General features: G+C 64.2%; 13 protein-coding genes. 7 read left to right on the forward strand and 6 right to left on the reverse strand.

Annotation, left to right across the window (positions count from 1 at the left end):
• Positions 1-4: 4 nt before the first annotated feature.
• Positions 5-2,338, reverse strand: coding sequence for a TonB-dependent siderophore receptor (locus RAD15_RS29480; RefSeq protein ID WP_458181723.1), 2,334 nt, complete (start codon positions 2,336-2,338; stop codon positions 5-7).
• Between the two features lie 202 nt (positions 2,339-2,540).
• The gene (locus RAD15_RS29485) at positions 2,541-3,425 is read right to left on the reverse strand and encodes a dihydrodipicolinate synthase family protein (RefSeq protein WP_458181724.1); all 885 of its coding nucleotides are present in this window, start codon (positions 3,423-3,425) and stop codon (positions 2,541-2,543) included.
• Positions 3,426-3,604: 179 nt separating this feature from the next.
• Between RAD15_RS29485 and RAD15_RS29490 the strand changes: the two genes are divergently transcribed.
• Together RAD15_RS29490 and RAD15_RS29495 are read left to right on the forward strand one after the other, a co-directional pair.
• On the forward strand, positions 3,605-5,017 hold the full coding sequence (locus RAD15_RS29490; protein ID WP_458181725.1) for an FAD-binding oxidoreductase: 1,413 nt from the start codon (positions 3,605-3,607) through the stop codon (positions 5,015-5,017).
• A gap of 8 nt (positions 5,018-5,025) precedes the next feature.
• Positions 5,026-5,715 carry a GntR family transcriptional regulator gene (locus RAD15_RS29495; RefSeq protein WP_458181726.1) on the forward strand — a complete coding sequence of 230 codons (690 nt, stop codon included), beginning with the start codon at positions 5,026-5,028 and terminating at the stop codon, positions 5,713-5,715.
• Positions 5,716-6,081: 366 nt separating this feature from the next.
• On the opposite strand, the gene RAD15_RS29500 is transcribed toward RAD15_RS29495, so the two are convergent.
• The 4 genes from RAD15_RS29500 to RAD15_RS29515 form a co-directional block, all read right to left on the reverse strand.
• A complete protein-coding gene (locus RAD15_RS29500; protein ID WP_458181727.1) occupies positions 6,082-6,369 on the reverse strand; it encodes a hypothetical protein in 288 nt (95 codons plus the stop codon).
• Between the two features lie 163 nt (positions 6,370-6,532).
• A complete protein-coding gene (locus tag RAD15_RS29505) occupies positions 6,533-6,904 on the reverse strand; it encodes a hypothetical protein (RefSeq protein WP_458181728.1) in 372 nt (123 codons plus the stop codon).
• A 39-nt stretch (positions 6,905-6,943) separates the two neighbouring features.
• A complete protein-coding gene (locus tag RAD15_RS29510; RefSeq protein WP_458181729.1) occupies positions 6,944-7,396 on the reverse strand; it encodes a hypothetical protein in 453 nt (150 codons plus the stop codon).
• On the reverse strand, positions 7,393-8,265 hold the full coding sequence (locus tag RAD15_RS29515) for an alpha/beta fold hydrolase (RefSeq protein ID WP_458181730.1): 873 nt from the start codon (positions 8,263-8,265) through the stop codon (positions 7,393-7,395). The genes RAD15_RS29510 and RAD15_RS29515 overlap by 4 nt, the downstream gene beginning before the upstream one ends.
• 147 nt (positions 8,266-8,412) lie before the next feature.
• Here RAD15_RS29515 and RAD15_RS29520 point away from each other — a divergent pair, with 147 nt between their 5' ends.
• The 5 genes from RAD15_RS29520 (at position 8,413) to RAD15_RS29540 (ending at position 13,186) form a co-directional block, all read left to right on the forward strand.
• The gene (locus RAD15_RS29520; RefSeq protein WP_458181731.1) at positions 8,413-9,363 is read left to right on the forward strand and encodes a GlxA family transcriptional regulator; all 951 of its coding nucleotides are present in this window, start codon (positions 8,413-8,415) and stop codon (positions 9,361-9,363) included.
• A gap of 88 nt (positions 9,364-9,451) precedes the next feature.
• Positions 9,452-11,473, forward strand: a complete 2,022-nt coding sequence (locus RAD15_RS29525; protein ID WP_458181732.1) for a YgiQ family radical SAM protein — start codon at positions 9,452-9,454, stop codon at positions 11,471-11,473.
• 481 nt (positions 11,474-11,954) lie between these two features.
• Positions 11,955-12,137 carry a hypothetical protein gene (locus RAD15_RS29530; RefSeq protein ID WP_458181733.1) on the forward strand — a complete coding sequence of 61 codons (183 nt, stop codon included), beginning with the start codon at positions 11,955-11,957 and terminating at the stop codon, positions 12,135-12,137.
• Between the two features lie 39 nt (positions 12,138-12,176).
• The gene (locus RAD15_RS29535; protein WP_458181734.1) at positions 12,177-12,506 is read left to right on the forward strand and encodes a GcrA family cell cycle regulator; all 330 of its coding nucleotides are present in this window, start codon (positions 12,177-12,179) and stop codon (positions 12,504-12,506) included.
• A gap of 362 nt (positions 12,507-12,868) precedes the next feature.
• On the forward strand, positions 12,869-13,186 hold the full coding sequence (locus tag RAD15_RS29540) for a hypothetical protein (protein ID WP_458181735.1): 318 nt from the start codon (positions 12,869-12,871) through the stop codon (positions 13,184-13,186).
• The last annotated feature ends 237 nt before the right edge of the window (positions 13,187-13,423 follow it).

The raw sequence follows: 13,423 nt of genomic DNA on the forward strand, positions 1-13,423 counted from the left end.
ATGCCTAGAACTTCACCGTTGCCGACAAGGACACCCGGCGCGCATCACCGATCGCGACATTCAGATTGTTGACCGCGGAGGGATAGTAGACCTTGTCGAACAGGTTTTTGACATTGAACTGATAGATCACCGGCGTGTTCTGGTACTTCGTCTCATAGGTCGCGAAAATATCGGCGACCACATAGGACGGCAGGAAGAAGGAATTGATCGCGTCGCCGGGGCGGTCGCCGACATAGCGCGCGCCGCCGCCCAGGCGGAGCTGCCCCGGCAATGCGGTGCCGAAGTCGTAGACCAGATAGAGCGAGGCGGTGTTCAAGGCAACGTTTTGCAGCTTCCTGCCATACAGCGTCGGATCTTCAGACGCCGTCACCCGCGCGTCGGTATAGCCATAGCTGCCGATCAAGGCCCAGCTGTCGGTGAGCCTGCCGGTGACATCCAACTCGACGCCGCGCGAGTGGGCACGGCCGACGGTGTGAAGCTCCACCACGTTTGCGCTGTTCGTCTTCGTCGTCTGCACGTTCTTCTTGTCGAGATCGTAGAGCGCAAGCGTACCGGAGATGCGCTTGTTCAGATCGAACTTGACGCCTGTCTCGTATGACACGCCTTCTTCCGGTGCGACGTTGGAGCCGATCACGACGCCGATCGGCGCAATGGTCGAATTCGGCTTCAACGACTCGGTATAGCTCGCATAGAGCGAGATCTCGTCGGTCAGCTTGAAGATGGCGCCGCCGAGGGGAAGCACCTTGTCCTGGGACACGTTGGTGTTGGTGACGAACGGCTTTCCGCGTCCGGCGATCTGGTCGTAGTCCATGTAGCGCACGCCGCCGACCAGCGCGAACCGCTCGGTCAGATGCAGCGTGTCCTGGAAGAACATCGACCACTGGCCAAGCTTGTCGGTCTGGGCGCTGTCGGGGTTCGACGCCGTCGTCCCCGGCCCGATCAGCCCGTAGACCGGATTGTAGACATTGAAGGCGGGAGTTGCCTGCCGGATCAGAACGTCGCGGTAGATCGTGCGATACTGGCCGTCGCCACCGAACACGACGTCATTGCGCATGTTGCCGAGCCAGAAGCCGCCGGAAATGTATGACGTTCCGTAGCTGACGTTGCTGAGCGAACTCCCCGTGCCGTCATTGCTGCGCGTCTCGGCGCCGGTCGTGAAGTTGATGTTGGTGATGCGGAGCTGGTTGGCGCTGAAGGTCTCGGTGTTGTAGCTGTAGCCGGCGTAGAGTTTCCAGTCCTGGTTGAAGCGGTGCTCGACCGAGGCCTGGATCAGGTCCGACGTGCCCCACGTGTTGTTGAAGGGCTCGTCGAGCCGGCGCGTGGCGGGCACCGCCAGCGGTGCCTTGGTCGCTGGATTGAACGCCGTGCCGCGATCGAACGGATAGATGAACTCGCGATGCTCGTAGTTGAGCTGCACCGTGGTGTCCTGGCCGTACCAGGCCAGCGACGGCGCCACCAGCATCTCGCGGTGACGGCCGAAATTGCGCCAGTAATCCTCGCTGACGCCGTAGCCGATGAAGCGATAGGCGAGGCCCTGGTCGCCGATCGGACCGGTGACGTCGAGCAGACCGTCGGCGCCGGTCTTTGAGGCACTGAAGGCCGAGCCGAGCAGCGTGACCGAACCGTGCTGATAGAGCTCCGGACGCTTGCTGATCGTGTTGACGATGCCGCCGGGGTCCATGATGCCGTAGAGCAGCGAGGCCGGCCCCTTCAGCACTTCAACGCTCTCGACCGCGGAATTGAAGCCGCGGCCCTGCACCAGCGGCATGCCGTTGCGCATGATCGAGCCGTCGCGATTGTCGCCGAAGCCGCGCCGGATCACCGCGTCCTGGCTGCCGGCAAGCGTGTTGGTCTGGGTGATGCCGGAGACGTTGATGAGCGCATCGTCGATGTTGCGCGGGAGCTGGTCCTTGAGCACCTGCGCGGGCACGACGTTGACGGCTTGCGACGTATTAAGCGGCGAGGCGCCGCTGCGCAGCGTGGTCGAACTCGGCATCGCGCGATAGCCGAGCTTTGCGGCTTGCTGCGCGGCGGCTTCCGCGGCCGCGCGCTCCGACAGCGTCGGCGCTGCGGATGTGGGATTGCGATTCGACTGGCGGCGCACTGCGGTTTGCGTGCGTCGCGGAGCTTGTTCCGATGCGCGCGACGTCTTCGGCCGCTGCGCCGGGGCTTCCACCGTCACCGGCGGCAGTGCCGATTGCGCCCACGCGCTCGTCGTGTTGGAGGAGGTTTCGGCAAGCAGCACCGCCGCTACCATGAGAAGACCTGCACGGCTCTTGCCGGCACGAGTTCGACGGCCGCTGACGCATTGGCCATCCACGAAGGCACGCACTTTCATTCCACTTCAAGTCAAGAACGTTGAAGTGTGCGCCTGTAACAGCCGTCGGGATCGAAGAGAACCGCAGCCGAACTTGAATCGCTCTAGTGTCGAACTGTTCTAAACGCAGAGGCGCGCCGGCATCAATCACCGATTGATCCCGCAACCATCACGACACGCTGCACGGGAATTCGCGACAGCGTGTCGCGACGCTATCGCGATCTCACGCGATGGCGGGAGCAACCAGTTCGTCGAGCTTACGCTTGAGCGCGGCACCGTCGGACAAGGCGCGGAGCGGCGGACGTACGCGCAGCCAGCTTGCATCGCCCGTCTGCGCGGCGAGGATCGCCTTCAGCGTCGCAAGGAAGGATGGTGATTTCACCACGATGTCGACGGCTGCCTGCATGCGCGCTTCGACATCCTTGCCGTCGACCATCGCCTTGACCAGCTCCGGCGCGACGTTGGCCATGCCGCAGATGGTGCCGGCACCGCCGGCGGCGATCGCGCGGGAGATGTCCACCTCGTTGCCGACGGTGATGGCGAGTTCGGGAGCGGCGGCGCGGAATGCCTGGAACTGCTTGAAGTCGCCGCTGGAATCTTTCAGACCCGCGACCACCTTGCCGTAACGCTTGCGCAGGCTCGCAGCGACGCTGGTCGGGATCGCGACGCCCGAGATCTGCGGGATGTGATAGAGGTAGGCGCGCAGGCGATCGTCGGCGACGCCGTCGATGATCGCGGCGAAGGCGTCCTCGATTCCTTCGGGCGTGACGCTACGATCGAAATAGGGCGGCAGCACCAAGACGTGACGCAGGCCGAGGCCGAGCGCGGCACGCGTCAGCGCGATGCTGTCGCTGATGGCTGGAAAGCCGCCGCCGATGCCGATGCGCTCCGGCGCAACGCCGGCCTTGAGCACCGCTTCGATGGTTGCAACGCGCTCGGTGACGTTGAACGAGGTCCCCTCGCCGGTGGTGCCGAACAGCACGACGCCGTCGACGCCCTTGCTGAAGAGCTGCTTGGCGTGAGCCGCGAGCTTGGCGGAATCCACACAGCCGTCGGCCGCCAGCGGCGTCGCCGACGCCACCCAGAACCCGCGAATTGCCTCCGTCATCACACCACCCCTTGCTGCGGTCTGGACTAGACCTCCGATCCCGAATGAGCCGAGATCGGCCTAGTCGAACCTTGTTTTTGCTTTACTTTTCGTCTTGTATCTTACATACAAGAAAGACGCAAATCCTTTCCGCAGTCACGGCGCGCATGAGACGCAGCCGAATTTGGAGGAGGTCTCGCATGAACATGGTGGCCCCCATCGGACATCCCGACCAGTTGCTCGGCGCCTTGCGCGACAGGCTGGGCGCGGCCGCTGTCCTTGTCGGCACCGACGTGCCCGCGCGCAATTGCAACGACTGGAGCGCGAGCCTGCCGCAGACGCCGCTGGCGGTGATCCGCCCGGTCGACGCACAGGGCGTGGCCGATGCAATTCTGACCTGCCGGCAGGCACGGCTGCCGTTCGTGCCGCAGGGCGGATTGACAGGGCTGTGCCGCGGCGCCTCGCCGGAAGCGGGCTGGGTCGCGATCTCGCTGGAGCGCATGAGCGGCATCGAGGAGATCGATCGCGCCTCGGCGACGATGACGGTGAAGGCAGGCACGCCGCTGGAGACGATCCAGAAGGCTGCCGATGAGGCCGGCTTCTTCTTCCCGCTCGACCTCGGCTCGCGCGGCTCCTGCGCGATCGGCGGCAATCTCTCGACCAATGCCGGCGGCAACCGGGTGATCCGCTACGGCATGACGCGCGAGCTGGTGCTCGGCCTCGAGGTCGTGCTGCCCGACGGCACCATCATCACCAGCCTCAACAAGCTGATGAAGAACAATGCCGGCTATGACCTCAAGCATCTCTTCATCGGCTCCGAAGGCACGCTCGGCATCATCACGCGCGTGGTGCTGCGGCTGTTCCCAAAGCCGCGCTCGACCATGGCGGCACTCTGCGCCTTGAAGGACTACGCCGCAGTCATCGCGCTGCTGGACGCCGCGCGCAGCGGGCTCGGCCCGCTGCTGTCGGCCTTCGAGGTGATGTGGCCGGATTACTGGGACGTCATCACGACCCGCGCCGGCGTCAAGCCGCCGGTCGCCGCGGGCCACGGCCTCTACGTGCTGGTGGAAGCGCAAGGCACCGACGAGAGCCTCGATGCGCCGCGCTTCCAGGCCTGGCTCGAAGAGCTGATGGAGCGCGGGCTGCTTGCCGACGCCGCCGTGGCGCAATCGCTGGCGCAGACGCAAAGCTTCTGGCGCGTGCGCGACATCTGCGCCGAATTCGGCCAGGTGTTGGGCCCGCACATCTCCTACGACATCGGCCTTGCCGTGGCGCGGATGGACGAGTTCGTCACGCGCTGCAAGGCGGCGCTGGCCTCCGGCATCAAAGGCTGCGAGAGCGTCTATTACGGCCATATCGGCGACGGCAATCTGCATCTCGTCTCCTGGGTCACCGGCCTCACCGTCGAGCAGCAGCCGAAGGAAGAGATGGACGCGATCATCTACGGTCTCGTGCGCGAGCTCGGCGGCAGCGTCTCCGCCGAGCACGGCATCGGCACGCTGAAGAAGAAGTGGCTCGGCCACGCCCGGAGCGAAGCCGAGATCGCGCTGATGCGGACGCTGAAGGCCGCGCTTGATCCCGATCATCTGCTCAATCCCGGCAAGGTGATCTGAGCGCGCCCATGCGATCGCTCAAGCTCGATACGCCGAAATCGCTGTCGCAGCGCGTGATGCAGCGGCTGCGCCAGGCCATCATCGACGGCGAGTTCGCGCTCGGCGCCGCCATCTCCGAGGAGATGGTGGCCAATTCCTTCGGCGTCAGCCGCACGCCGGTGCGCGAGGCGATGGGCCAGTTGCAGGCGCAGGGCCTCGTGGTGATCCGGCCGCAGGTCGGCAGTTTTGTCTTTACGCCGAGTGCGGAGGACATCAGCGCGCTCTGCACCTTCAGGATCGCGCTGGAGCCCAAGGCCGCAGAGCTTGCCTTTCAACATGATCGCGATGGCGCGGTGCAGACGATGCGTGAAGCGATCGCGGCGATGGAGCCGGCGATCGCGGCCAGGGACAACATCGCCTATGGCCGCGCCGATGCCGCGTTCCACGAGGCGCTGTTCGCCCATTGCGGCAACCGCTATCTCGCCGAATCCTACCAGCTCGTCGCGGGCCGCGTTGCCGCACTGCGCACCAACCTCACCTCACCGATCGACGTGCGCACCCGCACGTCATTCGACGAGCATCGCAGGCTGCTCGATCTGTTTGTGCGCGGTGAATTCGCCGCCTTCGAAGAGCTGATGACCACGCACATCACCAATTCGGGCCTGGTCTATGCCAGAGCCTTGAAGGTGGAGGCCTTGAAGGTCGAAGCACTGAACTGAGCGCTTCTAACGCCCCTCCTTCGATCCTGGCCTGTCCAGGAAATCCAGCGCGGTGTTGATCTGCTCGAGCTGATGCTCAATTTTGTCGCGGTCCTCAACCGACGGCGCCGTCTCGAGCTGTTCCACGAGCCTCTGCTTCCGCAGCAGCAAGTTCTCAATGACCGTACTCACGAGCCCCCCTCGCCCCGAAGCGAGCATCGGGGCAGAAAATCCGGTTGCGGCACTGGCGCCGGGATCGTCGAGGCGCGCGCGAGCGGGCTCGCGCCGGTGCCTAGCTCAGAATGTTCGGGGAGCCGGTTGGTTCCTGCAAATGAACCACAACGAAGGAACTGCGGCGCGGTGCCGGCGAGCGCTTCATGACGGCCGTCAGAAATTTCCCTGCCCGTGGAGCAGTCGCCCATCCCATGCGGGCCACGGCGAGAGCCCGGACGACGGATCGTCGATGAGCATATGCGGCGCCCGCAGCGTGCCGGGGGGCGAGGCGAGGCTCGCGAGCAGCACCGGCCGAAGAGGAGTGCGGGTGATCGAGACTGAGAATACCGCAAACAGCGCGCACAGCATGCAGAGCCTCATCCGCACCGTCCTGCGATCGGTGATCGGCAGAAACAGGAAAAACAGCATCGCCAGGATCAGCAGCGCGTCGATCAGAAACATGGATATCTCCCTTCAAGCAGGGAGCAGGATGACGTGGCGCGGCCGGCCGGTATGTGGACGGCGTCACAGTGCGGGCGCAACCGCATCCATGTTCTGTGAAGGGAGCCGGTCAATTCATAGGGATGGCCGATATGCCGATGGGATATCCCAACATGCCCGGCGATCACGCAGGCGACGGACCGATCAGCATGGCAAGCGGCGCGAGCGGCCCGAGTGCGATCAACTCGAATTCCATCATGCCGGCCACGCCCAGAGGAAGCTTTTCCAGAATTTCGTGCGCCTCCGCAGTGCTTTTGGCGTTGACGATGAAGACGACGCCGTACCCCTCCGTCTGGAAGAACCACTGCTCGATCTTGCCGGCGAGATGATTGCGAACGGTTGCGCGGACCTCGTGAGGCAGGACGGGGGCGATGGCCTCTGGTGTGCCCTTCGCGGTGACAGAGCCGATCGCCAGGATCTTGGTTGTCGGGCCAACCGCAGCGGCGAGCGCGGGCAATATCTCTGCGTGAACGCGGGGATTCTTGTTGTGGGTCATCTTCTGTCTCCCTCTCGTTGAATCGGTTGTCGGGCTGAACTACTTCGCAGGCTCGGTCAAAAGCACGCGAAGCGGAGCAATCGGGCCGAGCGGGATGATCTGGAACTCCATCAATCCGGCCTGGCCGAAAGGAAATCTGCCGAGCAGTTCCAGAGCCTCCTTCGGATCGGTGACATTCATCATGAACACCACGCCGCTCTGGTCCTGCTTGAGGTACCATTGGTCGATTTTCCCGGCGAGGTAGAGCCGGACGGTGTCGCGCACTTCCGTGGACAGGAGCGGCTTCCATCGGTCCGGCGAACCCTTGGCCGTGAATGTGCCGATCGCAAGCAGCCTGGTGGTCGGGACTTCCAGGTTCGATGATGATGGCGGCGACTGAGCGAACGAGGTGGCCGGGCCGATCGCTGTGAGCACCGTGACGAGAGCACCAAAGCAGCCGAGCCGCGCTAAACGGATCGCGCGCGCAGCAATATCGTCGAGCCCGCCGCTCATGACAGCATCGCCTTCGCCACTTGCGCTGGTTCATCGGCCTGCAGCCAGTGCCCCGCAGGAACGACGGTGAGTGACGCGTTCTTGAGCTGAGACTGGCGCCGCTCGGCCACGGCAATTGTGAAGTAGGGGTCGTAACGTCCCCAGATCAGCTTGACCGGAATATCCAGCCGCCTGAGCGCCGCCAGATGCTGGGCGTTTCGCGCATGCTCGTCGAAGAATTCCGCTGCCAATTGCACGAAAGCCGGACCGGCGCCTGGCTGCGCCAGGAAGTTGTCGCTGATCAGCGGACCGATGAACGAAGCGAAGTGGGGCTTCTGCGCCTCGGGCATCGGGTCCAGGAATTTCTTCTGCTGCCATTTCAGCAACCAGCCGAACTGTTCGGGACTCTGCGCAATCGCCATGGCGAGCGACTGCATGCTCGGGGTCGCGAACAACGTGATCATTTCGGGCCAGAGGACCGTGTCGTCCTCGCTGTAAGCCGAGTTGAGCATGATCACGGAAGCGACATTGTCGCGATGGGCGAGCGCGTAGTTGAGCGCCGCCATCCCCGAAGAATCGTGAGCCACCGGGACGATGGTCCCCAATCCCAGGCCATCAACGACCGCTTCGAGGTCCCCCAGTTGCTGCTTGAAGCTGTAAGCGATGCCGGCAGGCTTGTCCGAGGCGCCGAAGCCCAGGAAATCGAACGTCACGACGCGCCGACCGGCGGCAACCAGGAACGGGACCAGGTCGTCCCATATGCGCAGATTGTCAGGGAAGCCGTGCATGAGCACAAAGGCCGGACCAGAACCCGCATAGTCCCGCGCGTAGACTTTTCCTTCACCCCGGGGAATGCGATGCTCGACGAAGGCAGTGTGGTCGGAAGACATGAATCATCCTTTCTTCCTGACGGAAGCGCCGACATTCGCGTCGTTGGGCGGCGAAGCGCCAGAGCGGGATTTGTTGGCGGGACTCTAGCGGCTGCGGCGAGATCGACGTAGGTCGTTCTTGCCACCATTCGTGCCACAGGAGCGAACATGCACCGGGTCGGTTTCATCGTGCCGCAGGGCTTCCAGATGATGAGTCTCGCGGCTCTGACGGCGTTCGAGGTCGTCAATCTGCCTCCGGCCGATCAGCGCTACGACATCCGTCTGCTTTCGGAGCATGGCGGTCCGGTCCGATCGTCCGCGGGCATGACTCTACAGACCGAAGCGTTCGGAGATCCCGCGTTCGACACCGTGATCGTCGGGTCGATCACCGAGATGAACATGCCCCCATCCGCCGCGGGCGTGATCGCATTCGTGAAGGAAGCTGCCAGGGCGTCCAGGCGCGTAGCTTCGATTTGCAGCGGCGCGTTCGTTCTCGCCGAGGCGGGCCTCCTGGACGGCCGGCGCGCGACGATGCACTGGGCTCATGCGCCGAGCTTCAGGGTCCGATTTCCCGAGGTCACCACCGAGGAAGACCGGATATTCATCAATGACGGTCCGATCTGGACTTCGGCGGGAATGACGGCGGGGATCGACCTCGTTCTGGCGCTGATCGACAACGATCTCGGTCCCGACACCGCAAAGATGGTGGCAAGGCTTCTTGTCATGCATCAGCGCCGGCTCGGCGGACAAAAGCAGCATTCCGCGCTGCTCGACATGACGCCCAAATCCGATCGCATCGAACTGGTCTTGACCCACATCCGCCAAAACCTTCGAAACCCGCTCACGATCGAGGAACTCGCATCCGTCGCCAAACTCAGCCCGCGCCAGTTCAGCCGCGCCTTTCAGGCCGAGACCGGTCATTCGCCGGCAAAAGCGGTTGAACAGCTTCGGCTGGAGGCCGCCAGGTTCATGCTCGAGGAAGGGCGGCACACGGTCAACGTGGTGGCGCAGGAGACCGGTTTTGCCGATCGCGAGCGCATGCGCCGGGCGTTCGTCCGGTCTTTCGGTGTCCCCGCAGAGGCCATTCGCAGAAATGCCCGGGGGGAGGCGGCGACTTAGCATCGGCCGGGCGGGCCGCTTCCCAAATCGGGTTCCGCGCATCCCGCCCGGTTGAATTCGGAAGCCCGGAGTCCTATGCCTAGGCGCCATGGACACAGAGATCATCACCGCCGCAAAGCCCCTGATGGCCCAGGCACACCCGCGCAAGCCGGCGCCGTTCCTCCCGATGAGCCGCGCCGAGATGGATGCGCTCGGCTGGGATGCCTGCGACATCGTGCTGGTGACCGGGGACGCCTATGTCGACCATCCGAGCTTCGGCATGGCCATCATCGGCCGGCTGCTCGAGGCGCAAGGCTTTCGGGTTGGCATCATCTCCCAGCCCGACTGGCACTCGGCCGAGCCCTTCAAGGCGCTTGGCAAGCCAAAAGTGTTCTTCGGCGTCACCGGCGGCAACATGGACTCCATGGTGAACCGCTACACCGCGGACCGGCGCATCCGCAGCGACGATGCCTATACGGCGGGCGGCGAAGGCGGCAAGCGGCCGGACCGCTGCACGGTCGTCTACGCCCAGCGCTGCCGCGAGGCGTTCAAGGATGTGCCGATCGTGCTCGGCGGCATCGAGGCCTCGCTGCGCCGGATCGCGCATTACGACTACTGGTCCGACAAGGTGCGCCGCTCGGTGCTGGCCGACGCCAAGGCCGACCTGCTGCTCTACGGCAATGCCGAGCGTGCCGTCGTCGAAGTCGCCCAGCGGCTCGCCGCCGGCGAAGCGCCACGCGCGCTCGACGACATCAGGGGCGTCGCGCTGTTCCGCCGCGTGCCCGAAGACTATGCCGAACTGCACGCCGACGATCTCGGCTCCGCCGACGAGGGCGCAACGCGCCAGAAGGGCGCGACCGTGATCCGGCTGCCGGCGCTGGAGCAGGTCGAGCAGGACAAGGAAGCTTATGCGCGCGCGTCACGCGTGCTGCACCGTGAGAGCAATCCCGGCAATGCGCGGCCGCTGGTGCAGCGGCACGGCGATCGCGACCTCTGGCTCAACCCGCCGCCGATCCCGCTCACGAGCGAAGAGATGGACGCGGTCTACGACCTGCCCTATGCGCGCGCACCGCATCCGTCCTATGGCGAAGCAAAAATCCCCGCCTGGGACATGATCAAGTTCTCGGTCACGATCATGCGCGGCTGCTTTGGCGGCTGCACCTTCTGCTCGATCACCGAGCACGAGGGCCGCATCATCCAGAACCGCTCGGAAGGATCGATCCTGCGCGAGATCGAGAAGATCCGCGACAAGACGCCGGGTTTCACCGGCGTGATCTCCGACATCGGCGGCCCCACCGCCAACATGTACCGGATGGCGTGCAAAGACCCGAAGGTCGAGGCCGCGTGCCGCCGGCCGTCCTGCGTCTTCCCCGAGATCTGCCCGAACCTCAACACCTCGCATGACGACCTGATCCGGCTCTATCGCAAGGTGCGCGAGACCAAGGGCATCAAGAAGGTCATGGTCGCCTCCGGCGTGCGCTACGACCTCGCGGTCGAGAGCCCCGAATACATCAAGGAGCTCGTCACCCACCACGTCGGCGGCTATCTGAAGATCGCGCCCGAGCATACCGAGCGCGGCCCGCTCGACAAGATGATGAAGCCGGGCATCGGCGCCTATGACCGCTTCAAGCGGATGTTCGACGCCGCGGCCGAGCAGGCCGGCAAGAAATACTATCTGATCCCCTATTTCATCGCGGCGCATCCCGGCACGACCGACGAGGACATGATGAACCTCGCGCTATGGCTGAAGAAGAACCGCTACCGCGCCGACCAGGTGCAGACCTTCCTGCCCTCGCCGATGGCGACCGCGACCGCGATGTACCACACCGGCGTCAACCCGCTGCGCGGCGTGCGCCACGGCGGCAGCGACAAGGTCGAGGCGATCAAGGGCCTCCGGCAGCGCCGCCTGCACAAGGCGTTTTTGCGTTACCACGACCCCGACAATTGGCCGGTGCTGCGCGAGGCCTTGATCGAGATGGGCCGCCGCGACCTGATCGGGTCGCAGCCCCACCAGCTCGTGCCCGCGCACCAGCCGCCCGGCACCGGCAAGGCCGCCGGCACCAAGCGCCCCTTGCGCCCCGGCGGCAAGACGCAGCGCTTCACGACCAAGGGACTGCGGGTGATGAAGTAGCGGGCGGGAGTTCGATGCTTTCGTGCCTCCAAAACAAAAATGTTCGAAAACAACCCCATGCACAGTAGCCGGCCCTAGTGGGATCAATGGCTTAGACGCTTTGCGGAGACGTTGACCCGTCGGGCAACTCGTCGTTGCGCCGTCGGGCAAAACAGGAGCATGATGGCATGATCGGGCACGTGGGACAGAGCGAGCCCTGTCCCCACCCGTATCGATACCCTCGAGCTTCGCACCGCGTCCCGCGCGCAGGCTGTTACATGCCTGTTCGACGCGTTGGAGGAGATTTATACTTCCCGGAAGTCAGAACCCTACGGTCGTGCCGTGTGGTCGGCGCAAACGTCACCAATTGCGTGGCGGGTGCCGCCCGCCGCTGATGAAGTCAACCTGACTCCCGTCGCGTTTGCGGCGATCGCGCGCCCTGGGCATCTGCATGTCGTCGGTCAGGAATATGCGACTGCGCGTTCTTTTCGAGGAGCAGACCATGAAGCAACGCACCTCCGAAACATTTTTCACCACAGCGATCGGCTGGACACCGCTCGTGCTCATGGGCACCGCGATGCCGCCAAGAGACCCCGATGAAGACGACGAGGACGAGGACGAAGACGACGAAGAGGAAGATGAGGCTGATGAACCGCCGGTGGTGCGCGAACCGGACGAAGACTAGACTGGCGCGCGTTCGTCAGACTGCGCTATAATATCTCCCATGGGCTGGGATGCGAAAGACATCGCGCTTCTCACTAAACTCTGGTCCGCAGGACAGAGCGCGGCGCAGATTGCGCGCCGTCTCGGCTGCAGCCGTAATGCGGTCTGCGGCATGCTGACCCGCAGTGGCCTGAAGCGCGGCCGCAAGCCGCCGACAGCAAGACCGAACATTAGGCCGCCCCCGAAGCTGAGGCCGGCGCCGTCGGCAGCCTGCGCCCATCCAGTCGCAAAGAAGGTGTCGCGGAACACAGCGAAGAGGCCGCAGCCCGACGAATTCAGCAAGCAGCAGCTTTACGCCATTCTGGCTGAGGCGGTCAGAAACACTGGCTGAGAACTACCCCGAAACTCGTTGCGCTCCCGTCCGTGCCTGGCTCAACTCGAGGGGGTCGGCTGTCCTGTACCTTCCAAGGCTTCGTCCGCTTCGGGTCAGAATCGTCAGTCTTACGCTGCCTGCAAACTGCTCCCAATCAAGACCAGATCGGCAACGCTTGGGTGAGGTTCGAGGCTGGGCGTTGGGATTGCCGCTGTCAGCCGACGTCGAGACAAGCGCCGGAGGCGGTCGAAACGGGCCAGTAGGCGACTTGAGCGCAGCCCACCTGATCGCAAGATGTGCCTCTCGACATAGCGATTGGAACTAGGAAACCTTGGGACGTTCGCGCGTTTAGGGGCCGGAGCAAACCGTGGAGGAGAAGCATGCGAACAGCAATTCTCACGTTGATCGTAGTTGCCGGAAGCGCAATTACCTTCCAAGCAACGGCCCAACAGCAAAAGGCCGCACCCAGTGAGCAAACCAAGGAGGAGATGCACCGTGATGTAGACCAAGGGCGCAAGGCTGGCGAGCCCAACGAGCAGATGCAGCGTGATGCGGACAAAGGGATCAAGACCCGCAACTCCGGAGAGTCAGGATACGTGGCCGATCAAGACAAGCCGGGCACTTCTGCGCATCCTCCGGGCCGACCGGGAAGTGAGCAGACCACGGGTTCGAGTGGCCAGACCAGCACTCCGAAATAGAACCCCTGGCGATGCGCTCTGGGTCGGTGGTGAGTTGCGTGGCGTCCAGAGTGGCCAGCCTCACACTTCGCGTTCGGGCCCTGGGCCCAGCCTGTGAACCTGGCCGCCGACCAAATGTCCCGTCCGGGTCACACGCGGCGGGCGAATCGAGCGCGGCCCGCGCTCGCTCTGCCGACAACAGCCGACATCACAACGGGATCAGGGTGGTTCGGTTAAGGGCCACAAGCAGATTAGTGC

It is taken from the genome of Bradyrhizobium sp. 14AA (assembly GCF_054185205.1).

Excerpts from the sequence above, each read along its gene's own strand:
- RAD15_RS29480 (WP_458181723.1), bottom strand. The coding sequence starts at position 2,338 with ATGAAAGTGCGTGCCTTCGTGGATGGCCAATGCGTCAGCGGCCGTCGA.
- RAD15_RS29485 (WP_458181724.1), bottom strand. The coding sequence starts at position 3,425 with ATGACGGAGGCAATTCGCGGGTTCTGGGTGGCGTCGGCGACGCCGCTG.
- RAD15_RS29490 (WP_458181725.1), top strand. The coding sequence starts at position 3,605 with ATGAACATGGTGGCCCCCATCGGACATCCCGACCAGTTGCTCGGCGCC.
- RAD15_RS29495 (WP_458181726.1), top strand. The coding sequence starts at position 5,026 with ATGCGATCGCTCAAGCTCGATACGCCGAAATCGCTGTCGCAGCGCGTG.
- RAD15_RS29500 (WP_458181727.1), bottom strand. The coding sequence starts at position 6,369 with ATGTTTCTGATCGACGCGCTGCTGATCCTGGCGATGCTGTTTTTCCTG.
- RAD15_RS29505 (WP_458181728.1), bottom strand. The coding sequence starts at position 6,904 with ATGACCCACAACAAGAATCCCCGCGTTCACGCAGAGATATTGCCCGCG.
- RAD15_RS29510 (WP_458181729.1), bottom strand. The coding sequence starts at position 7,396 with ATGAGCGGCGGGCTCGACGATATTGCTGCGCGCGCGATCCGTTTAGCG.
- RAD15_RS29515 (WP_458181730.1), bottom strand. The coding sequence starts at position 8,265 with ATGTCTTCCGACCACACTGCCTTCGTCGAGCATCGCATTCCCCGGGGT.
- RAD15_RS29520 (WP_458181731.1), top strand. The coding sequence starts at position 8,413 with ATGCACCGGGTCGGTTTCATCGTGCCGCAGGGCTTCCAGATGATGAGT.
- RAD15_RS29525 (WP_458181732.1), top strand. The coding sequence starts at position 9,452 with ATGGACACAGAGATCATCACCGCCGCAAAGCCCCTGATGGCCCAGGCA.
- RAD15_RS29530 (WP_458181733.1), top strand. The coding sequence starts at position 11,955 with ATGAAGCAACGCACCTCCGAAACATTTTTCACCACAGCGATCGGCTGG.
- RAD15_RS29535 (WP_458181734.1), top strand. The coding sequence starts at position 12,177 with ATGGGCTGGGATGCGAAAGACATCGCGCTTCTCACTAAACTCTGGTCC.
- RAD15_RS29540 (WP_458181735.1), top strand. The coding sequence starts at position 12,869 with ATGCGAACAGCAATTCTCACGTTGATCGTAGTTGCCGGAAGCGCAATT.